The sequence below is a fragment of the Pseudoleptotrichia sp. genome (assembly GCF_057270515.1).
Genome location: NZ_DBHIXS010000001.1, coordinates 157785 through 178710 on the forward strand (window position 1 = coordinate 157785; position 20926 = coordinate 178710).

Genomic DNA, 20926 nt, shown 5'->3' on the forward strand with positions numbered 1-20926 from the left:
ATAATTTAGATAAAAAATTTATATCAAAAAATTAGAAACTCTCATTTTTTTTTAATGTTTATGGGGTATAATTAATGTAAACTAACAACCTAATATATTTTACAAAGGAGGGATTATATGGAAAAATTGATACAAGGGAGATTTTCAGGTTTCGGGTTTTCCGGGAAACTTTATGGTCCCAGTTAATAAGTTTCTCTCTAATCTTTTTAAATAAGGCTATCTCAAAATCAAAATTTTAAGATAGCCTTATTTATTTTCCATATAAAAAATAATATAATAATTTCATAATTTTAGTCTTTCAGAAAATTATTCATTTTACATATAAAAAACATAATTCTAAAATCATTTAATTTTTATTATTGATTTTTTAGAATTATGTTTTATAGATTGTCAATTCATTTCAAATTCTATATATACTGTCTTTGAGAAAGAAGATTTCTGCGGATTGATAATTATTGCATTCTGTTGTGATTTCTCTATAAGTTTTGCGTCAGTTTCCTTTAACAAATCAAGATTTGAATTTCCGTTATAATTTGCATTATAGTAAGAATAAAAAGCTCTTATTACACCGTTGGAATTATCAGTTATTGTTACAGGTTTTTTTAGCTTCAAATCTGTTTTATTTAATATATTTTGAGCTTTTTTCAAGGCTTCCTTGTAAGCTTCTTCATAAAGCTGATCTTCTATTTTCTGTTTGTTGTCAATATCATATTCTATAACGCCTGTAGAATTTATTTCAAGAGAATGGGCAAGATTAATTATATTTCCGAGTTTCTGCATATCTCTTGTTTTTACTTCGATAGAATGAACGACGGTAAACAGCTCCTTTTTTAAAGCTTTATTAGTTTCAAGGTTTATTTCTTCGTTATCATATCCGGCTATTTTGACAGTTTCAGTGCTAAAACCGTTTGCTGTAAGTTTTTTTTGAATATCGTTAAAATCATTCATTGCTTTCTGATAAGACGCTTTATTATCAGAATCTCTCGCTACTACAGTAAAAGAATAATTTCCATTTTTTATTCTTTTCACATCATAGATATTTTTCTGAATTAAAACAGACATAAAATTTTTCAGTAAATTAAGGTTAAAAGGAGCAACTTCCACTGTCAGTACAGTTTTAAACTCTTTTTTCCCCTTATTTACCGTTGTGCTTTCCCAATTATAATTCTTATAGGTATTATAGTCTATTGATTGTATTTTTTCATATTTTGTATTTGTTTTACTTAATAAATTTTTATATTTTGCCAATATGTCGGCATTTTTCTTACTTGCTTTTTCAAGATTTTCATCTTGAGTAGTAATCTGCAAATATATTTTTGCAGAATTTGGAGCAATTTCTTTTGTTGCAGTTCCCCTGACTTGTATTCTCTTTTCTGATGCGTTATCTGAAAAAGAAAAAACTGAACAGAGCATAAATAGTAAAGTTATAATTTTTTTCATTGATTTCAACCTCTTTCATAAAATTATTTTATTTCATATAAAACCGATATATTCTGGGAAAGTTTAATAGGTTTTGGGATATAGTCTATTCTTCTGTCTCTACCTTTTTTGGCTATTGCCATCCCTGACTGAGAACCGGACTTCATAGCGACAGGTTCTGCTGCGTATTCAGCCGCTACTCCCCATTCACTGTCAATACGGTCTATCATCTTTTGTTGAAATGCTATATCTTCGCTCACTACAAGAGGCGAACTCAACGTCATATTACTTGATTTTAAAATACTCACAGCTTTGGATTTTGCCTGATTGAAAGCTTCATTATACATCTCCGAAGCAATTTTATCCTTATCTGAAATATCAAAATATATCGAACCGCTTATATTTATTGAATTGTCATCAGCAAGGGAAATAATATCATTTAAATTTTTCAGATTTTTTGTAGTAACTGTGAAACTTTCAGTAACTACAAACACATCTTTTGGATTTCCATTCTGTACACTTTGATTTTCAATCACTTTATAATCATCGAAAATAATATTATTTTCAGAAATTCCCGATGAATTCAGTTTTGATTTTATGGAACTGAATTTATTTAATGTTTTATTTAGAGCGTTATTTAATGATACATCACTGTCATTCAGAACAAAATAGTAAGAATTATTTTCAGTTTCGGATTTTTTTAAGTTTTTCAGACTATCGTTTCCTGCAAAATCTATTAATTTGGAAAGTTTTCCAAAATCAGTATTTTTAATAGTAACTCTCATTTGTACTGTGTATGATGCAGGTTTTTTCTTTGTTTCAGATTTATCAATTTTCTTTTTACCTTTAAAGTCCTCGTAAACAAGCTGTTCATCTTCTATGTAACTATTTTCATAATCTTTCTGTTTATTACTGTAAAATGAAATTGTTTCAAAATTTGTCAGCTCGATTTTTTTAGATTTCAGTCCCGACTTAAATTTTTCTATTTTCTCTTTCAGTTCTTTTGTAGCATTGTTTAAATTCTGATTTTTCACTTGAATTTGAAAAGAAATCTTTGCAGTATCAGGGGCTACTTCCCTTTCAGAATTTCCTGTAACACTTATTTTTCTTATGACATTTTCTGAAAATGAAAATACTGATAAAATAAGAAACAGCCCTGTTAAAAATTTTTTCATATTTACTTCCTCCATATATTTTTATTTTATAACAATATATTATCAGATAAATATTAAAGTAAACTGAAAAATTTTAATTTTTTATCAGTAGCTGTTTTTTTAGTTTTATCTTTTCGTTTCTTGAGTTTGTTTTTCAAATCTGTTTGTCAAATTTATTTCTCAAGTCCATTTTTTAAATCTTTTTGTCAAACTTATAAAATTTCTTCTAATTTTCTATTTTTTTATTTTTCTATTCTTCTATTTTTCTAAATTTTCTAAAAAACTTTTTCCGTTTTCGGGCATTTTCGTCTTAAAATAATCTGCAACTGTTGCCCCTATATCGGACATTGTTTCCCGATGACCGATATTGACGGACTCCAAACCTTTTTTATAAACCAGTATCGGTACATTTTCCCTCGTATGTTGGGAATGTCCTATTGTCGGGTCATTTCCATGGTCTGCGGTAATTATGAGAATATCTTTTTCATTCAGTTTTTCCATTATTTTGCCTATATATTTATCGCTCAATTTGAGTATCTGTGCATATCTTTCAGCATTTTCAGCATGTCCTGCAAGGTCTGTTTCCTGAATATTTACAGCGATAAAACCTTTTTCAATTTTATCAAGTTCCGAAAGGGTAATATCAAATATTTTTGAAGTATCTACAAGGTTCAGGAAACTTTTTCCCTTTTCATTAAGAACTATATCAGCCACTTTTCCTACAAGTATTACAGGAATGTTTTCCTTTCCAAGTATTGTCGGAACTTGAGTTTCAGGATTTATCCCGTATCCCAGATGTCTTACCATATAGCCTTTTTCATAGACTTTCGATTTGGGGGCATTTATACCGACATACTTTTCTTCTCTTTCTTCTTTTGCAGCCTTTATGCTTTCTATAGTTGCTTCAGTTCCACCAAATACTATCACTCTTTCCACTTCAACTATTTTTCTGACAATTTCCCCAATTTTCAGCTCATCTTCAAAAGAAATTTTCTGAAAAGTAGTAGTTACATTGTATACCTGTCCCAAATCCGTTTCCAGATTATCTCCCACTGCAACACAGTCATTTACCCATAAATATTGAATTTTATCTCCTATTTTTTCTACTTTATATCCCTCTTTTATTAGAGCATCATAAACTTTATCAATATAATAACTAAAAGGAGCTATCAGAGGCTTTACAGGACGGGTTCCCATTATTTCCTGATGTCCCAAAAATGTATCTCCTCCATGATGCATAAGCTTTGATTTTCCGAATACAGCTTTAGGATTTATTTTCATTTTCCCATAATCTTCTCCTAAAGCATTCATTAATCCTAATTTTTCTAAGTTTTCAAGTCTTAATTCAGGAATTTTATCTATTATATGTTTACACGTATTGGCTCCGAAATCTCTCGGTCTGACTTCCAAAACATCATCCATATAGCCTACTCCGTAACTATCCAGTACAATAACTATAAATCTTCCCTGTTCCATTTTATTACCTCTATTTCTTTCTCTTTTTAAATTTTACTCTTAATTTTATTTTATACTTTCGTTTTGAGCTTTTTTCTAACTTCTTTGTAATACGCTATTTTTAGATTATTTTATATACCTGTCATTTCTGCCGCTTTCATACCGACTTTTACTTTTAAATATTTTATTAGTATAAAATTATTCTATAAATTTTCCGTTTTTTCTCCCGATGAAGTATATTTTCCTATAATTTCAGGTTTTCCTTTCTGTATTCCTCTAACTAAAATTATTGTTGACCTTGTTACAAACATCTGGGCTCTAAAACAACCTAAAACCGTATCTCCTATATTTCTTTCTTTTTCTATTTCCAGATAATAGTCAATATTATCAGGGTTTATTTTATTTACTTTTATCTCTGAATTTTTTTCACTGTTTCCTACTATGACTTTTTTTATATTGGAACGTCGGTAATATCCGCCGCCATAAAAATAACTTTTTCCTCTGAAATTATGGGAAATTTCCGAAATATAAATATAAGCGGGTATTTCATCTATTTCAATTTTTTCTGCCATAGGTGTCGTTCCTGTAAGTGAATGCCCGGGTTCTCCATAAGTTCCACCTAAATCTTTAATAAGTTTCAGATTTTCCACCGATGTTGCTGACGGTAAATTAATCTGTGCAATTTCTATATTAAATTTTTCTTTCAGAATTTTTTTTACTTTTATTATTGCATTTATATTTTCAGTAGGCTTTATACATTTCTCATCTTTATTGTATAAAAAGCACGGAAAAGAAGTAAGCCCATTTATATTGACTCCTTTTAATGAAAGGATTTTTTTTATATCTTCTTCTATATTTTCAGTTTCAAATCCCGATTCCTGTCCGGGATAAATTTCAGAGCCGCTATCATTTACTTTTAACATAATATCCTGAATTTTCCCAAGCTCTAAAGCAGCTTTTGAGATTTCTTCAGCTTTTTCATAAGAATAGACCGTTATAATTTCAGGATTACTTCTGACAACTTTTTTTATCATATTTTTCGGTATTTGTACTATATGACCTACATTACCTATTTTCAGACCGTTATTTATAAAGAGTTCAGCTTCCTTAAAATCCACTGCAACTACTCCTGAATATCCTATTTTTTCCAGTTCCTTTGCTAAATAAGGATTTCTTCCTACCTGTTTTGTCATACAATAAAGTTTAATATTATATTCTTTAGCCTTTTTTAAAATTTTTGCGGCATTATCCAAAAAAGTATCCACATCAATTATATAACTGTCCGGCATAACAAGTCCCTTTTGATGAAGTTCAAATGCCGTTTTTATAAGATTTGGATTTCTATGTTTTAATGTTTCAAGAAACAAGTTATATCACTCCTTTATCCACTTTTTTGTCGTTTTTGCCTTTTCGTATGCTTTTTTCAATATTTCCGTTACTGTTTCAGCTCCGCTTCTGTTTGGATTTATTCTTATCATCCTGTACTTGAGGGACGGGTCGTTTTTCAAAAATGTACCCGAAACTTTATAAAATAGAGGCGGTATTTCATATTTTGATTCGGCTCCCACAGGATTTGGTAAAGCTCCCAGAGTTTCTGCTATTTCTATTATCTCTTCAGCTATATTTTCTTCAAATTCCACTAATAAAACTTTGGATTGGGCATTTGCCAAAAATACTTTTTTTATATAAGGATATTCTTCCTTATTTTCCAATTTTTTTACGAGTTTTTCATTTTCCTGTGCCTGTATGGCAAGGCTTACAGGGGCATAGACAAGTCCTCTCAACACTTCCATAGCTTCGTATCCCTGAACCTGTCCTCCACCTGAATAGTTCATTTTTCTTGCTTTGTCAATAATATTTTTTTTCCCGATTAAACAGCCTATTCCTACAGGTCCTAATAATTTAAATGATGAAAAAGCTGAAAGGTCGGCTCCCAACTCACAGCCTATCTTATCGACTTTCATCACCGCATAATTATCATCTGTCAATATCGTCATATCTTTTCTTATTTCTCTTATTTTTTTTATGACTTCATCTAAGTCATACTTATCGTCGGGTTTTTGTCTTGTATGTTGAAGGAGGCAGAATTTTAGTTCATTATCTTTTAAAATTTCGGAAATTTTATTTAAATCGTTGAAATCATATTCTATGATTTCCAAATTCATACTTTTTATATTTATTTCCGTTGTAGGATAAATAGGTGCATTATGGACTAAAATTTTATCTCCCGCTTTGACTGCTGCTAAAATCCCCCATCTTATAGCCTGTGTTCCTGCTCCTCTCGTCAGTATACAATCTTCAGCATTGAAAAATTGTGCTATGATTTTTTCGATTTTTTCAGTTCTCAACGGTCTATTTATTCCTTTTCTGACGCCTAAATCTCCTAATTCCAAAAATTCACTCCCTGACATATTCTTTGTAATAATATCCACTAATTTAAACTGTTTTTCCTGTGCTTCGACAATTGAAAGGGAATTTAGAGGATATGTATTCATATTTTCACCGCCTGTCCTATCCATAAAAATTTTGCGGATTAATTTTCAGCATTTTTTCAATCGAGTTTTCTTTTATTCCCGCTTCTTTCAGTTTAGGTATAAAGACATTAAATATGTAATTATAGCCTATTCCGCCTTTATATTCCATATTTGATTTTCTCGTAATATCCATTGATAAGAACACTCTGTCAATCAATTCTCTTTTTTCTATTTCTTTCAGCATTTCTATACGTATATCGTCAGCGAGATAATTATTTTTACCGATTGTATCAAATTCCACATATACGCCGTTATATAACATTTCCAGTATATATTCGACATTCCCGCTTAAATCCACATGTCCTATTACGATTTTATCCGTATTTACTTTATATTCCTTAAACAGTCTGACCTGTTCATGTCCCATTGTTCCCAAAGATGTATGGGTAGTTATGGGAACTCCTGTTTCCAAATGAGTAATAATAGCAGATTTAAACACTTTCAATTCAGTTTCCGTTATTATATCTTTACTTGAACCTATTTCTCCTATTATTCCCGCTTTTATATCTGTTCCGTCTATACCTTTCAAAATATCATTTTTCATTATTTCGGAAAGCTCTTTTTCATTTTTTTCATAGACAAATTCAGGATAAAAAGGTTCTTTATAAAATCCTGTTGCACAAATGACATTTATACCCGACTTTTCGGAAACTTCCTTTATATAGTTTACATCTCTTCCCATTCCGATATTAGTAACTTCCGTTATATTTCTTACACCATTTTCATAAAGTTTCTTAAACTCCTCTATTGTTTCATTTTTGCAGTCAAGTCTACAGTCATCCAACTTTTTTATTCCTGACAAATCTATAAAAATATGCTCGTGCATTAAAGTATAACCGTCTTTCAGCATTATCTTTCTCCTTTTTCAGATTATCCTTATTCAATATTCAAAATTTCCAAAAAATATAAATTGCTATATTATTTTACAACAGGTACGTACAAGTGAAGAATAAACAATATATTCAATATTATTCCGAAAGATATTGTGGCAACAGGTCCTATCGCCATATCTACCAGAGGTTTTTTAGAAGTTTTATTTAACAGGTAAAATCCGCCGACAAATAAAAATCCGAGTCCATTTGAACCTGCCATTTCATCTGCGGCAATCATTCCTCCCACTAACAATGAAATCTCAAGAACTTTTGTCATGGCAGTTCTTATCTGATCTCCACATGCTTTGACCCCGGGAAACCTGTCAAGGCTTTTAGCTATCAGCTCAAGCAGTAATATTTCAAGAGCCAAAATTACAGTTCCCGCTATAAAGGAAATAATCGGATTTTTTATAAATATACCTATCACAAATATGAATGTCATTCCCGCAGGCCCGTATACTCCTGTTGTTATTGCTGTAGTTGCTACTAACGGAACAAATCCTACACTTCTTGCCAATGCAACCAGTCCCGCTTCAAAGACTTTCGAATCTCCTCCCGTTGTATCTTTTAATGTTGAAGCAAGTAATTTCAATGATATAGGGTCTCCTGCCACAATTCTCAGACTGCATGCCGCCGCTATAAGTCCACCCATAATAGACAGAGGAATTATATTTTTCTTAACTCTTGCAACTCTTGCCGAAAATATTCCTACAAGCATTTCGTTGGAATTTGTCTTTTCCGTTTTTTTATCACTTATAGCAAAAATGAGCATTATAACAACACTTACAAGTAAAGCCATACCGTCAGGATTTAAAGTGATTTTGGCATTTTCCGTAATAGTTATTTTTCCAAATATTGAAACTATTTGTCTTACAAACAGCGTAATGAGTAAAGTAATTGCACCGTTTCTTGTACCGTACTGATATCCTACGACTAATGCCGGGAACACCGAAAATCCTACAATTACAGGAGCTCCGACTTTGGCAAGACTGGGCAGAAAATCAATAGGCATTTTGCTGAATAATTCTACAATCTTCTCAAGACCGAACACAAGACCGATACCGTATAACGCTCCTATTATTCCTGCAAGTATAAGTCCGTTATTATTTCTTGGAGTAGATGTTCCTATTATATCCGTTCCGAGCAGTATACTGTGTATAAGTATAATGGTCGAACCTATTGAAAGTGGTATACCGAAACCTATTACAAGACCAAATGATAAAGCAAAACTCGTTGCAGCGAGAGCTTTTCTGTCCATTCTCCCTTCTAAAAATTCAGGAACCATAGGTCTCAATCCGTCATTGAATACCGCAACTCCAAGATTTGCCAATATTGAAGCGAAACCGCTCAACAATGCACTTACTAAAAATTTCTCCATTTTTTTCCTCCTTGTTTTTTTATATAATTATTGTATTTTCAATTTAAAGATGTCTAAAAAATAACTACTTTTAAAAATTTATATTTTCAGCAACTATTTTTATTACTTGCTCTGAAGCCTGTGGAGTAAATCCGAATGCGATTTTTCCTGTATTTACTTCTTCCCTTATTTTTTCTTCATTCAGTATATTTCCCGGCATTGCAAGGGTTGCACATTTATCAGCTCCCAGTATGGCGATAGCCATTGCTAATGCTCCGCCACCGCCTGTATTACAAGCTCCAAAATAATAATCCGCATTTCCTGATTTTATATCCATTGCCGCATCAATATCACTTTTTATAGTTATTACAGCATTTGGGATATATTTTTTTACTATTTCGGCAACATTTTCCTTATCTATCTGTCCGCCTATCACTATTTTCATCTTTGAACCTCCTTTTTTATTTATTTTCTTTCAGCAGCAACAAATTTATCAGAATAAATTTTTTTTCTTCTTCGGGTAACTTTTCATTAAAAACATTTTTTTCAATATCTTCATAAATTTTCTGAACTTCCTCTATATTATCGGATTGAAGTATTTCCTGAAAAACACCTTCGTCAATACTTTTCACACTTTGATTTTCTTTTATTCTTTTCAGTGCCATTGACAGATGTGTTATAAACATTGCTCCATTTTCCTCTGTTAACCTGATATCCCACTGTTTATCCAAATGAGAAACGAGGGACATTATTTTATTGTAAATTTGCTCGTCAATCACATCCGAATTTTTTAACAATTCAATTCTAAATTTAAGTTTTTCCACACTCTAACTCCTTTTTTCCAATTACTGTATTATAACCGTAAAACTTTCAAAAAAATGAATATTTTGTGTAATAAATATCCAGCTTATTAAATAAAATTTAATAAGCCGGAATGATTTCATTTTTTAATACTTTTTTCTGTATATCTCTTATGTAATCAATCTCTATAATTTTCTGAGCCAATTTTTTCAAATTTTGATTTTTGGAACTCACTACAAGGACAGCTTCACTCGCTTTGTTTATGATTTCACTTTCAGGCAGTTTATCATAGTCGATTTTTATCTGTTTTTCTTCAATTTCATCGTAATTCCATACAATGGCATCTACGATTTTATTTTTCAGTAACTTCAATGTTTCGTTATAGTCAATCTCCACATATTCGGGATTAGTAAAATTCAGACATTCTTTTGTCATATATTTTTGATCTTCGGAATTTCTGTCTACTCCTATTTTATTGACTTTCTTTACTCCCTCTGCTTTCAACAGTACATGTTTTGAAACATAACTTTTTTCTCCAAATTCAAATACAGCTTCAATATCATTGTATTTTTTCTTAGCCAGTTCATAAGCTAATTTGGAAACTACGGCAAAATCATAGGTACCTTTTCTAAGCAGATTTAATCTGACTTCCGAACCGCTCATATATGCAAAATAATAATCCAGCTTGCATTTTTCGAAATTGTTTTTTATTCCTGTTGCGAGTCCTTCATATCTTTTGGAATAAGGTAAAGGCATTACCCCTACTAAAGAGCCGAAATCACTCTTTTCCAAAAGAATTTCATTGTTAATACTTTTTACAAATGACCCCAACACGCCTCTTTTTTCAAATGACACAGCATTTTCATTTTGTAAAAAGACAATTGCTTTTTGAATCAATCCTACGGAAATATCATATCTTTCGGAATATTCAACTACCGAAGGAATTCTTTCACCGATTTTTGAAAAAACAATTTCTCTGGCAATATATAATATTGCTCTGTCCCTTTTACTCATCTTTTTCATTTCTTTCTTACTCATTTTTTTTATTTCTTTCTTTTTCATCTTTCCCACCTTCCTACGTTTTTTAATTTTCAACTATTTGAAAATTTTCTTTAATGAATTATACCTCAAAATTTCAAAAAGTCAAGCCTTTTTTTATAAAAAATTATGAGGGTAGTAATAATCCCTCATAATTATTTCTTAAAATTAGATTTTTTAAATTTAAATTTGGGCTGCTTTAAGAGAAAAAATTTACAATGAAATAATACAGAAAGCACATTTATAGATTTTTTACTATATTTTTTCATATATTTTTAAAACAGACCTGACTTAAATTTTGTCAACATCTATTTTAAAAACAACTTTTTCTACCGGTATACTTTCATCGACTTTCATACCCGGCATATGAATATCTTCAGGATAAAGAATAAGTACATCTCCATTTTCTATCAGTACTCTGAATAGCTCATCCCCTTCATATCCTATGAAATCATTTTCTTTTTCTATCTTAATCTGTTTTAGATTGCGGATATTATTAAAAGCTATATATTCTTTCCCATTGAGCATAATCTGTACATCGATATATTTCAGATGACTTTCCCAGAAACATTCATTTTCAGGTTTTGTATTATATTTTCCTATATTGAATTTAATATCCGTCCCGGGAATTTCATAACTCCCGGGGTTGTACTCTTTCAGATTGTTTTCTTTGGTGAACTTTATACATTCCTGTATTTTTTGGGAAAGACTTCTATTTTGTAAATTATCATTCAAGTTTGTAAAAATCATATTTTATATTTCTCCCTTATTTTATTTTTATATATTTCAGCTTGAGTGCCGTATACTATTTGAATTCCTTTTCCTGAACGAATTATTCCTTTTGCCTGTAATTCTTTCCATCTTGCATCGTCAGAAACTACCGAAGGGTCTTTTACAGTTACTCTAAGTCTTGTAATACATGCATCTATATTTTCTATATTTTCCGCTCCTCCCAGTGATACTACAATATCATCTATGAGTTCTTTTTTCCCTTTGGCTTCATTATAGTCTTTTCTTGTATAGAGCTTATTTTCAGAATCTCCTCTGCCGGGAGTAGGAATATTGAATTTTAAAATCAATATTTTAAACAGGAAATAATAAACTATCGCATACACAGGACCTAATATTAGTATCCAGTAATAAGAAGTTTTCGCATTTCCCTGTAAAAGTCCAAAGAACGTAAAGTCTATTATTCCTCTCGAAAAAGTAATACCTACTGCCACATTCAACACATACATAAGCATATATGCCAGTCCTTCAAGTATTGCATGAATTACATACAATACAGGAGCTACAAATAAAAATGTGAATTCTATCGGTTCAGTTATCCCTGTAAGGAATGATGTCAATGCAGCTGATAGTAATATACCTTTTACCGCGGCTTTATTTTTATTGTCGGCTGTTCTGTACATTGCAAGAGCTGCCGCAGGAAGTCCGAACATCATAGGAAGAAATCCTCCTGTCATTGTTTTCGTAGCCGCTGCGCTGAAATGTTTCACGGACGGGTCTGCAAGCTGGGCAAAGAATATATTCTGTCCTCCCGCAATCATTTTACCTGCCACTTCCTGATAACCTCCAAGTTGAGTATACCAGAACAGAGGATATATTGCATGGTGCAGTCCGAATACGTTCAACAGTCTCATTGTAAAACCATAGAAGAATGTTCCTACCGCTCCTGTCGCTGCAAACATTTGTCCAGCTTTTACTATTCCCATAAAAACTGTAGGCCAGATAAATGGAAATACTGCGGCTACAGGTATAAATAAAATAATTGTCATTACAGGGACAAATCTGTTTCCGCTAAAGAATGCCAGATAATCGGGTAATACCTTGTCAGAAAATTTATTTGTAATTGCTGACGCGACTATACCGCATACAATTCCACCAAAAACTCCTGTCTGTAACGTAAATATTCCAAGCTCTTTCGTATATAATGCCGCTACTCCTCTCGCTGTAGCTTCGCTCATTCCTCCGGCAATAAGAGTGTCATAAGTTACAGAATCAGGTGTTACTCCTATAATGCTTAAAATTGTTCCTATTATTGTATGAAAAAGTAAAAATCCAAGAACCGCTGATAATGCCGCCGTTTCCTTATTTTTATTTGCAAGACCTATGGCAACACCCACTGCAAATAATAGAGGCAGATTGGCAAAAACAAAAAGTCCCACATTGGAAAACAGCTGTAAAATATAATTTAAAGGTGTTCCCGCTTCTAAAAAAGTCAGGTTATATGTTTTTATTAAAACAGGATTTGTAAATGAACCTCCCACCCCTAACAAGATACCTGCCATAGGCAAGACTGCTATAGGGAGCATAAATGCCCTACCTATCTTTTGTAATATTGCAAAAATATTTTTCATAATACTTAAATATTGGAATTGTCCCAAAAACAGAAATTTTTCCGATAAAAAGCCTGCATTTGAGACAGTTCCAATAAACTCCTTTCATTTATATTCTTTCTTTATTTTTTCAGTGCAAGGGAATTTTTCTGTTCTTTTTCTATTACTCTGTTTCCCTGTTCCACATAAGAATCTAAAGCCTGTTTAGGATTTTTTGCTCCTGTAAATACTGCCTGTAATTCAGGGAACAGAAGGTTTCTCAGTTCTGCATATCCCGGTGTATTGTTTGAGAAATTGAATATATATTTTGAATTTTCCTGATAAGCTTTCAGGAAAGGCAGTTCCACTTCAACTTCTTTGGCAACTGAATTTCTCACAGGAATAACATTTTTAGAAGCTTTTACAAGTTCTTTATGTGTACTGAAGAATTTTACGAATTTCTTAGCGGCTTCCATTTTGGCTTTATTTCCTGTATTAAACACCATTCCTCCAACTATATATGTAACAGCTAAAGGTCCTTTTTCTCCTGGGATATTTGCAAGTCTTAAATCAAATTTCCCGACTTTTCCAGACTCCATGTCAGCTTTTATATTTGTCATAAGATTATTATTTGCAAAACTGATTGCAAGTTTCTGATTTTGGAACATTCCCAACACATCATTTGAAGATAAACTTTCAGGTCCGCTGTTTGTATATCCTGCTTTTCTCCACTCATCAAGTTTTGTCAATGCTTTTACTCCTGCCTCATCATTTACGACAAGTTTTCCGTCCTGTCCGAAATACGGACTTCCGTACATTCTCAGATAAGCTACATTCCATGTGTCGGCCTGATTATTTTTAGCAAAAAGTCCCATAGGAGCCACATCCTGAGGTAATTTTTCTCTCAACGTTTTTAATATTTCTTCGTATTCTTCCAATGTCCATGTTGCTATCTCATATTCGCCTTTTATATACTTATCAAGTCCTGCTTTTCTGAACATATCGGCATTATACATTAATGTTCCCGGATTGTTCCCGAAAGGATAAAAATACACTTTTCCGCCTATCTGAACATTATCCCATATTGCCTGTGGGATGTCCTTTTTTGTTTCCTCATCAATTATATCATCAATCGGTGCCAATACACCCATATGTGCATATTGAGTCATGGCAAAAATTGATTCAAAAAATGCATCAGGCAACGTCTTTGTCTGAATAGCGACACTTAACTTGTCTGAACGCTGGTCTCCCGGTATTACCTGAACATTGACTGTAATATTGGGATTTTCTTTCTTAAACTCTTCGGCAGCTTTTTTAAGGAAACTGTCATAATCGGCTCCTGCTTCTTTGGAATCATATACACCTTTCCATTGAGGAGTAAGCCATATGTCTATAGTTACAGGTCCATTGGCTGCCGTTTCCCCTCCACCGTCTTTTTTGTTTCCGCAGCTTACAACAAATAATAAAGTCAATACTACTAATAATAAACTTGAAAATCTTTTTAACATCTTTTACCTCCTGATTTTTATTTGAATTTTTTATTATTATTTTATTTTTCTATAATATCATTCTATTTTACAATATATTTACATATTATCTTGAAATAATTTCCTGTAAATATTTTCTCATGTCATCTACTCTATTTCTTTATGCTCTATTCCTTTATTTTATTCCTTAACCGCTCCTGAAGATATTCCTCTTGTAAAATATTGCTGGAATAATACGAATATTATTATCATAGGCAAGGAAGCTACTGCGGCTCCTGCCACTTTCAGTCCAAAATTTGGATTTAGATCCTGCATAAGTCCCGCTACTCCTACAGTCAATGTACTTATATCTTTATTTACAGACATCAATAATTGCCAAAGATAATCGTTCCACACGGTAACAAAGTTCAGTATAAACAAAGCTCCTATTCCCGGTTTTGCTATAGGAAGCATTATTCTGTAAAATACTTGCCACTCGGTTGCCCCTTCGATTTTTGCGGATTCTCTTATCGAGTCGGGTATCTGTTCAAAAAATCCTTTCAGTAAAAATACTCCAAAACATGCCGCTAAATTCGGTACTATAAACGCCTGATAAGTATTCATCCAGTTAAATGTAGTAACTATCTTGAACAGAGGTATTATAAATGTTTCCTTAGGTATCATAAGTGAACCTATAAACATATAGTATATAAAATTACTTCCTTTAAATTTCAGTTTTGCAAACGCATAAGCAGCTAAGGACGATATAATCACTGTCAGTACAGTAGTCATAAATGATACAAAAAAACTATTGAAAAGCCATTTCATTGCAGGCTGATTATGAAACAGCTCCTTGTAATTTCCGAGATATATATACTTAGGAAACCAGTCAGGCGGCATTTTATATATATCTGCCGATGTTTTTACGGAATTTAGTATCAGCCATACCAATGGCATAATGGCAGCTATTGCCAATACGAATACTGTAACATTTGCAATCACATCATAAATACCCATTCTTTTTATTTTAGCTTTTAAGTTTATCATTCCAAGCCTCCTTATTTTTTATTTCCAAATGCTTTAAACTGCGGTATCGACAACAATACTGCAAATATAAACATCAGTACTCCCACTGCCGCTGCTGCTCCTCTATTGTTATAAACAAAGGCATTCTGATAAAGATAATACATCATAGTAACCGAGGCATTGTTCGGTCCTCCGCCTGTCAGCAACTGGATTACTACGAATATTTTCAACACTGCGATTATATTTATGACTGTCAGATAAAGAGTCGTAGGCTTTACAAGAGGGATTAATATTTTTGTTATTCTCTGCCATCTTGATGCACCGTCTATTTCAGCAGCTTCAAAGTAATCAGCAGGAATTCCTATCATTGCAGCAATATACAATATTATCGATTGACCGACATTTCCCACAAAGGTTACGAATATTATCGTATATATTACAATTTTAGCATTTCCCAATAAATTCACATTTTTTATTCCTACTTCATTCATGAGATACGTTATAAGTCCATTGGCAGGATTTAGTAAAAAGTTCCATACCATACTCATTACAACCATTGAAACCATTACAGGTAAATAATAACTTCCCCTTATAAAGGAAATATATCCGGGATTTTTGTCATAAACCGTGGTTGCTACAAAAAGTCCGAAAATAATTGTTAAAAATACTATTCCTATTACAAATATCACAGTATTTATTATGGATTTTATAAATACGGGGTCTTGAAACAGTTCCCTGTAATTTTCAAAACCTACAAAAATTTCATCAGCATAAGTGGCTCTGAATAGACTCATTTTAAATCCTTCAAATATCGGATATAGTATAAACACTATAAATAATAGTAATTGAGGCAAAATGAAAAGATATCCCGTCAATGGATTTTCAATGCCTTTTGATTTTTTTAAAATTCCGCTTCCAACTTTTGCCATTAATAAACCTCCTTCAATTTTTCGGTGATTTTTAAAATTATTTATTTTAGAATTTTGAATAATTCATTACTGATTTACAGTGTCAATCTCTTTTACAAATCTTTGGGCTATTTCAAGCGGTCTTGTTATCGCTCCTCCCACAACTACTGCAAATGCTCCTAATTCCAGCATTTTTTTTGCCTGTTTAGGCTCATGAACTTTTCCTTCGGCAATCACGGGAATACGGAGTGTTTTAGCTAAATTTTCAACTAAATTGAAATCAGGTCCGTCAGATTTTTTGCTGTAAGGAGTGTATCCGCTGAGAGTCGTTCCTACAAAATCCACTCCCGCTTTTTCGGCATTTACTCCCTCTTCAAAAGTCGATATGTCAGCCATTAACAGTATATCGGGATACTTTTCTTTTATTTTTTTTATAAACTCATTTATTGTCTTTGCTTCGGGTCTTTCCCTCATCGTACAGTCAAGAGCAATGATGTCGGCTTTTGCTTCGACCAGCTCATCAATCTCTTTCATTGTAACGGTTATATACTGGGGAAATCCGTCATAACTCTTTTTTATCAATCCTATAATCGGCAAATCTACAACCTTTCTTATTTCTTCCACATCTCTTTTACTGTTTGTTCTTATTCCCACAGCTCCTGCCTGTTTCGCAGCAACAGCCATAAGAGGCATCATCGTCCCGTTTTCAATATATAGAGGTTCTCCCGGTAATGCCTGACATGAAACAATCAGTTTTCCTTTTATTTTTTTTAATAATTCTTCTTTGTTCATTGCTACACCTTTTAAACCTTTCAGTTGTAAAATCTTATATAACTATTTTACCTCATTTTTTTAATTTGTAAATAGCTAAATGAAAAAAAATTTTATTTTTTTTATATTTTTTGAAATTTTTTTTATTTTGCTATCAGATATTGTCTATTTTCAAAATCGTGTTATACTTTATTAGGGATTGTTTTAAAAGTAAAAAAATAGACACATAAAAAATTCTGAATTAAAAAATAAGGGAGATATTGATTATGGAAAAAACTGAAAACAAGAAAAAAACTTTTTGGGAAAATTATTCTTTTCCTATCCTTTTATTATCGGGAATAGCTGTAGGAAGTATTATCGGAGTTATTCTAAAAGAAAAAGCTACTGTTTTAAAACCTTTTGGGGATATTTTCATCAATCTTATGTTTACTGCCGTAGTTCCTTTAGTTTTTGTAACAATTTCAAGTGCTGTGGGCAGTATGATTAATATGAAAAGACTTGGAATGATTTTAGGATATATGCTTCTGACTTTTGTCGTAACAGGAGCCATTGCTTCAGTAATAATCATTATTGTTGTCAAGATTTTTCCTCCTGCTGCAGGGACAAATATAACTATTCCCACTCCTGAAGCTGTAGAACCTGTAAGTCTGGGAGAACAGTTTGTAAAAGCCATTACAGTTTCTGATTTTTCAGGCTTATTTTCAAAATCCAATATGCTTCCTCTAATAGTTTTCTCGGTGTTATTCGGAACATGTGTAAGTTTGGTTGACGATGAAAACAAATCTATAGCAGCAGGACTGGAAAAATTGTCAAAAGTTATGATGAAATTCATTGAAATCATTATGTATTATGCTCCTATAGGTCTCGGTGCCTATTTTGCCTCACTTATAGGGGAATTTGGTCCACAGCTGCTCGGTTCCTATGCCAAAGCTATGGTTATTTATTATCCTATATGTATATTCTATTTCTTTGCGGCATTTGCAACTTATTCCTTTTATGCGGGAGGAAAAAAAGGAGTCGGAACTTTTTTCGGAAATATTTTAAATCCTTCCATTACTTCTTTGGCAACTCAAAGTTCTATCGCCACTCTGCCTGTAAATTTGGAAGCTGCTAAAAAAATGGGTGTGCCTAAAGATATAAGAGAAATTATATTACCTATCGGTGCTACAATGCATATGGACGGAACCTGTCTTTCTTCCATACTGAAAATATCTTTTCTGTTCGGTATTTTTGGAAAAGATTTTTCAGGAATAAGCACATATTTGATAGCTATCGTCGTTTCAGTGCTGGGAGGCGTAGTTATGTCAGGTGTTCCCGGCGGAGGACTTATCGGAGAGATGCTTATTATCAATTTATTCGGGTTCCCTATGGAAGCATTTCCTATTATCGCTACTATCGGATTTTTAGTAGACCCTCCTGCCACATGGCTGAACTCCACAGGAGACGCTGTCGCTTCAATGATAGTTACAAGAATGGTAGAAGGGAAAAAGTGGATGGATAAAGCGTTTGAAAATAAGGAATAAATTTATATTTTATATTCAAATCTTTCCAAAAATAAGTTATAATAAAATAACAAGTTATAATATAGTTTGATAATTTATAATAGTATAATAGAATGATGAGTTATTATAAATTACAAAAAATAATTATATTAAATATTTTATTAAATTCTAAAAAAGGAGAACCTATACAAAATGAACTTTCCAAAGCCTTTAAAAAAAGGGGACAATATTTTTCTGCTATGCCCTTCTTCTCCTATTGTTCCCGAAGAAGATATTGACAGGTGTATCAAAGCTATAAAATACTTAGGGTATAACCCTGTACTTGGAAAAAGTCTTTATGAAAATTACGGCGGATATATGGCAGGAAGCCTTGAAATCAGGGTAAATGATATACACAGAGCCTTTTCGGAAAAAGATATTAAAGGAATATTCTGTGTTAAAGGAGGCTATTCCTCTTCACAACTTTTAGACAAGATTGATTATGAGCTTATCAGACAAAATCCTAAAATTTTTGTAGGTTACAGTGATGTTACAAATCTCCATATTGTTTTCAATCAAAAATGTGATTTAGGGACTTATCACGGACCTATGGTAAAATCCAATATGTTTGATGATTTCAATGAATATACTGAAAATTCTTTTTTTGAAGCAGTTCAAAAAGAGAGTTGGGATTATAAAGAGCCTGAAAACAGCAAGCTTTCCATATTAAATCAGGAAATATTAAATCAAAAAATATCTCAACTAAACAAAGAAAATCATAAAAAGTTAAAAACAGAGATTAGCGGTACTCTCATTGGCGGAAATTTAGCTATTATCGTTACTACTCTGGGTACCGAATATGAGATAGATACTAAAGGAAAGATGCTTTTCTTTGAAGATGTGGATGAGCAGATAGGCTCTCTCAACAGAATGCTTACTCATTTAAAATATGCAGGAAAATTTGATGATTGCAATGGAGTTATACTTGGAAATTTCGCCGACTGTAATAACAGATATATTACTTCGGATAAAAAAGATTATGGAGTAATCGAATTGCTGACGGATTTTTTTAAAAGTTATGAAAAACCCGTTATTTCAGGAATAGAATCAGGTCACGGTAAACCTTTTATGGCGACACTCCCTTTGGGAGCTGACTGTACAGTGAATATTGAAACAAAAAAAATATCATTTAAAAAAAACTGATATAATTTTGACAAATAAAAAATTTGTAATAACCAAATTTAAAATAATTAACAGAAAAAAAGAAAGGTGATGAACATTTATGTTTTTTGATATGCACTCTGATTTATGGACCGACAATCTTTGGGAATATGAAAAAGGTTTAAATGATGTAATCAGAAGAAAATATAAAGATAAATTTATAAAAGGAGGTCTTTTTGGAGCAATTTTCGTAATTTATCTTGATGCTTTCAAAGATCCTAATCCCGAAGAAACTTTTTTTAGAAGCCTTAGAGCCATGAGTGAAGAGCTTTATCATTCGAGAGATTTAGTACATATTATAAAAAATCTTGAAGATTTTGAAAAAGCAAAATCGGAAAATAAATTTGCTACTCTTTTAGGAATAGAGGGACTTCCCGGTATAGGTTCAAATCTTGATTATATATACCTTTTGGAAAGACTGGGAGTAAGACATATAGGAATGACTTGGAATGAAGAAAATGCTTTTGCTACAGGACAGAAAGGTGATATAAATAGAGGACTGACAAATTTAGGGATAAAAGCAGTGGAGATTATTGAAAATTTAGGTATATTGCTTGATGTTTCCCATGCCAACGATAAGACTTTTTGGGATATTGCCAAATATTCCAAGAAACCTTTTTTTGCTTCCCATTCAAATGCAAGAACTCTTTGCAGCTCAATGAGAAATCTTACAGATGATCAAATTTTATGCATAGGAGAAAGAAACGGTATGGTCGGACTGAACAGCTGCCATTATTTTGTCAGTAGGGAAGAAAAAGAAAAAAATCTGGAAATGCTTATAAATCATCTGGAATATATTGCCGAAAAAATAGGACTTGATAAAGTAGGTTTCGGATTTGACTTTGCAGAATATTACAGTACTCCTGACGATGAAGATGAGGGATTGGAAGGTATTCACGATGTAACGGAAATTCCTAATGTAAAAAAAGCTCTCGAAAAACGCGGATATTCCAAAGAAGAAATTGAAAATATTTCATATAAAAATTTTATTTCTTTTTTTGAAAGAGTGAGAGGAAAGTAGTAAATTTATTTTATTTTTGACTTTATTTTTTTATGTCATTTAAGATTATAGACAGATGAAATGATACAAAAAATGTAATTATGA

At 32.1% G+C, this 20926-nt stretch carries 19 protein-coding genes; 3 read left to right on the forward strand and 16 right to left on the reverse strand.

Annotation, left to right across the window (positions count from 1 at the left end; all coding sequences use genetic code 11):
- Positions 1-390: 390 nt before the first annotated feature.
- From ACO5J6_RS00710 to ACO5J6_RS00785, 16 genes are all read right to left on the reverse strand, one after another.
- Entirely contained in the window at positions 391-1440 is a 1050-nt protein-coding gene (locus tag ACO5J6_RS00710; RefSeq protein ID WP_485641426.1) for an SIMPL domain-containing protein, read from the reverse strand.
- Positions 1441-1463: 23 nt separating this feature from the next.
- A complete protein-coding gene (locus ACO5J6_RS00715) occupies positions 1464-2594 on the reverse strand; it encodes an SIMPL domain-containing protein (RefSeq protein ID WP_485641427.1) in 1131 nt (376 codons plus the stop codon).
- Between the two features lie 237 nt (positions 2595-2831).
- Positions 2832-4049 (reverse strand): phosphopentomutase, encoded by a 1218-nt coding sequence (locus ACO5J6_RS00720; protein ID WP_485641428.1) that lies wholly within the window; start codon positions 4047-4049, stop codon positions 2832-2834.
- A 182-nt stretch (positions 4050-4231) separates the two neighbouring features.
- Positions 4232-5395, reverse strand: coding sequence for a YhfX family PLP-dependent enzyme (locus tag ACO5J6_RS00725; RefSeq protein ID WP_485641429.1), 1164 nt, complete (start codon positions 5393-5395; stop codon positions 4232-4234).
- Positions 5396-5401: 6 nt separating this feature from the next.
- The gene (locus tag ACO5J6_RS00730; RefSeq protein ID WP_485641430.1) at positions 5402-6523 is read right to left on the reverse strand and encodes an aminotransferase class V-fold PLP-dependent enzyme; all 1122 of its coding nucleotides are present in this window, start codon (positions 6521-6523) and stop codon (positions 5402-5404) included.
- 16 nt (positions 6524-6539) lie between these two features.
- Positions 6540-7412 (reverse strand): phosphotriesterase family protein, encoded by an 873-nt coding sequence (locus ACO5J6_RS00735; RefSeq protein ID WP_485641431.1) that lies wholly within the window; start codon positions 7410-7412, stop codon positions 6540-6542.
- A 68-nt stretch (positions 7413-7480) separates the two neighbouring features.
- The gene (locus ACO5J6_RS00740; RefSeq protein ID WP_485641432.1) at positions 7481-8812 is read right to left on the reverse strand and encodes a YhfT family protein; all 1332 of its coding nucleotides are present in this window, start codon (positions 8810-8812) and stop codon (positions 7481-7483) included.
- Between the two features lie 70 nt (positions 8813-8882).
- On the reverse strand, positions 8883-9236 hold the full coding sequence (locus ACO5J6_RS00745) for a DUF2620 domain-containing protein (RefSeq protein WP_485641433.1): 354 nt from the start codon (positions 9234-9236) through the stop codon (positions 8883-8885).
- Between the two features lie 16 nt (positions 9237-9252).
- A complete protein-coding gene (locus tag ACO5J6_RS00750) occupies positions 9253-9615 on the reverse strand; it encodes a PRD domain-containing protein (RefSeq protein ID WP_485641434.1) in 363 nt (120 codons plus the stop codon).
- A gap of 97 nt (positions 9616-9712) precedes the next feature.
- Positions 9713-10654 carry a GntR family transcriptional regulator YhfZ gene (gene yhfZ, locus ACO5J6_RS00755; RefSeq protein ID WP_485641435.1) on the reverse strand — a complete coding sequence of 314 codons (942 nt, stop codon included), beginning with the start codon at positions 10652-10654 and terminating at the stop codon, positions 9713-9715.
- A 267-nt stretch (positions 10655-10921) separates the two neighbouring features.
- Positions 10922-11380, reverse strand: coding sequence for a NanQ anomerase/TabA/YiaL family protein (locus tag ACO5J6_RS00760; protein ID WP_485641436.1), 459 nt, complete (start codon positions 11378-11380; stop codon positions 10922-10924).
- Positions 11377-12990: a PTS transporter subunit EIIC gene (locus tag ACO5J6_RS00765; RefSeq protein ID WP_485641652.1), complete on the reverse strand. Its 1614-nt coding sequence runs from the start codon at positions 12988-12990 to the stop codon at positions 11377-11379. Before ACO5J6_RS00765 ends, ACO5J6_RS00760 begins: the two co-directional genes overlap by 4 nt.
- A 101-nt stretch (positions 12991-13091) precedes the next feature.
- The gene (locus ACO5J6_RS00770) at positions 13092-14456 is read right to left on the reverse strand and encodes an ABC transporter substrate-binding protein (RefSeq protein ID WP_485641437.1); all 1365 of its coding nucleotides are present in this window, start codon (positions 14454-14456) and stop codon (positions 13092-13094) included.
- Between the two features lie 159 nt (positions 14457-14615).
- Positions 14616-15461 carry a carbohydrate ABC transporter permease gene (locus ACO5J6_RS00775; RefSeq protein WP_485641438.1) on the reverse strand — a complete coding sequence of 282 codons (846 nt, stop codon included), beginning with the start codon at positions 15459-15461 and terminating at the stop codon, positions 14616-14618.
- Positions 15462-15472: 11 nt separating this feature from the next.
- On the reverse strand, positions 15473-16369 hold the full coding sequence (locus ACO5J6_RS00780; protein WP_485641439.1) for a carbohydrate ABC transporter permease: 897 nt from the start codon (positions 16367-16369) through the stop codon (positions 15473-15475).
- 66 nt (positions 16370-16435) lie between these two features.
- Positions 16436-17140: an N-acetylmannosamine-6-phosphate 2-epimerase gene (locus ACO5J6_RS00785; RefSeq protein ID WP_485641440.1), complete on the reverse strand. Its 705-nt coding sequence runs from the start codon at positions 17138-17140 to the stop codon at positions 16436-16438.
- A 245-nt stretch (positions 17141-17385) separates the two neighbouring features.
- Here ACO5J6_RS00785 and ACO5J6_RS00790 point away from each other — a divergent pair, with 245 nt between their 5' ends.
- From ACO5J6_RS00790 to ACO5J6_RS00800, 3 genes are all read left to right on the forward strand, one after another.
- Positions 17386-18642, forward strand: coding sequence for a dicarboxylate/amino acid:cation symporter (locus ACO5J6_RS00790; RefSeq protein WP_485641441.1), 1257 nt, complete (start codon positions 17386-17388; stop codon positions 18640-18642).
- Positions 18643-18813: 171 nt separating this feature from the next.
- Positions 18814-19803 carry a S66 peptidase family protein gene (locus ACO5J6_RS00795; RefSeq protein WP_485641442.1) on the forward strand — a complete coding sequence of 330 codons (990 nt, stop codon included), beginning with the start codon at positions 18814-18816 and terminating at the stop codon, positions 19801-19803.
- Positions 19804-19882: 79 nt separating this feature from the next.
- Positions 19883-20842, forward strand: coding sequence for a dipeptidase (locus tag ACO5J6_RS00800; protein WP_485641443.1), 960 nt, complete (start codon positions 19883-19885; stop codon positions 20840-20842).
- The last annotated feature ends 84 nt before the right edge of the window (positions 20843-20926 follow it).

Excerpts from the sequence above, each read along its gene's own strand:
- ACO5J6_RS00710 (WP_485641426.1), bottom strand. The coding sequence starts at position 1,440 with ATGAAAAAAATTATAACTTTACTATTTATGCTCTGTTCAGTTTTTTCT.
- ACO5J6_RS00715 (WP_485641427.1), bottom strand. The coding sequence starts at position 2,594 with ATGAAAAAATTTTTAACAGGGCTGTTTCTTATTTTATCAGTATTTTCA.
- ACO5J6_RS00720 (WP_485641428.1), bottom strand. The coding sequence starts at position 4,049 with ATGGAACAGGGAAGATTTATAGTTATTGTACTGGATAGTTACGGAGTA.
- ACO5J6_RS00730 (WP_485641430.1), bottom strand. The coding sequence starts at position 6,523 with ATGAATACATATCCTCTAAATTCCCTTTCAATTGTCGAAGCACAGGAA.
- ACO5J6_RS00735 (WP_485641431.1), bottom strand. The coding sequence starts at position 7,412 with ATGCTGAAAGACGGTTATACTTTAATGCACGAGCATATTTTTATAGAT.
- ACO5J6_RS00740 (WP_485641432.1), bottom strand. The coding sequence starts at position 8,812 with ATGGAGAAATTTTTAGTAAGTGCATTGTTGAGCGGTTTCGCTTCAATA.
- ACO5J6_RS00745 (WP_485641433.1), bottom strand. The coding sequence starts at position 9,236 with ATGAAAATAGTGATAGGCGGACAGATAGATAAGGAAAATGTTGCCGAA.
- yhfZ (WP_485641435.1), bottom strand. The coding sequence starts at position 10,654 with ATGAAAAAGAAAGAAATAAAAAAAATGAGTAAGAAAGAAATGAAAAAG.
- ACO5J6_RS00760 (WP_485641436.1), bottom strand. The coding sequence starts at position 11,380 with ATGATTTTTACAAACTTGAATGATAATTTACAAAATAGAAGTCTTTCC.
- ACO5J6_RS00765 (WP_485641652.1), bottom strand. The coding sequence starts at position 12,990 with ATGAAAAATATTTTTGCAATATTACAAAAGATAGGTAGGGCATTTATG.
- ACO5J6_RS00770 (WP_485641437.1), bottom strand. The coding sequence starts at position 14,456 with ATGTTAAAAAGATTTTCAAGTTTATTATTAGTAGTATTGACTTTATTA.
- ACO5J6_RS00775 (WP_485641438.1), bottom strand. The coding sequence starts at position 15,461 with ATGATAAACTTAAAAGCTAAAATAAAAAGAATGGGTATTTATGATGTG.
- ACO5J6_RS00780 (WP_485641439.1), bottom strand. The coding sequence starts at position 16,369 with ATGGCAAAAGTTGGAAGCGGAATTTTAAAAAAATCAAAAGGCATTGAA.
- ACO5J6_RS00785 (WP_485641440.1), bottom strand. The coding sequence starts at position 17,140 with ATGAACAAAGAAGAATTATTAAAAAAAATAAAAGGAAAACTGATTGTT.
- ACO5J6_RS00790 (WP_485641441.1), top strand. The coding sequence starts at position 17,386 with ATGGAAAAAACTGAAAACAAGAAAAAAACTTTTTGGGAAAATTATTCT.
- ACO5J6_RS00795 (WP_485641442.1), top strand. The coding sequence starts at position 18,814 with ATGAACTTTCCAAAGCCTTTAAAAAAAGGGGACAATATTTTTCTGCTA.
- ACO5J6_RS00800 (WP_485641443.1), top strand. The coding sequence starts at position 19,883 with ATGTTTTTTGATATGCACTCTGATTTATGGACCGACAATCTTTGGGAA.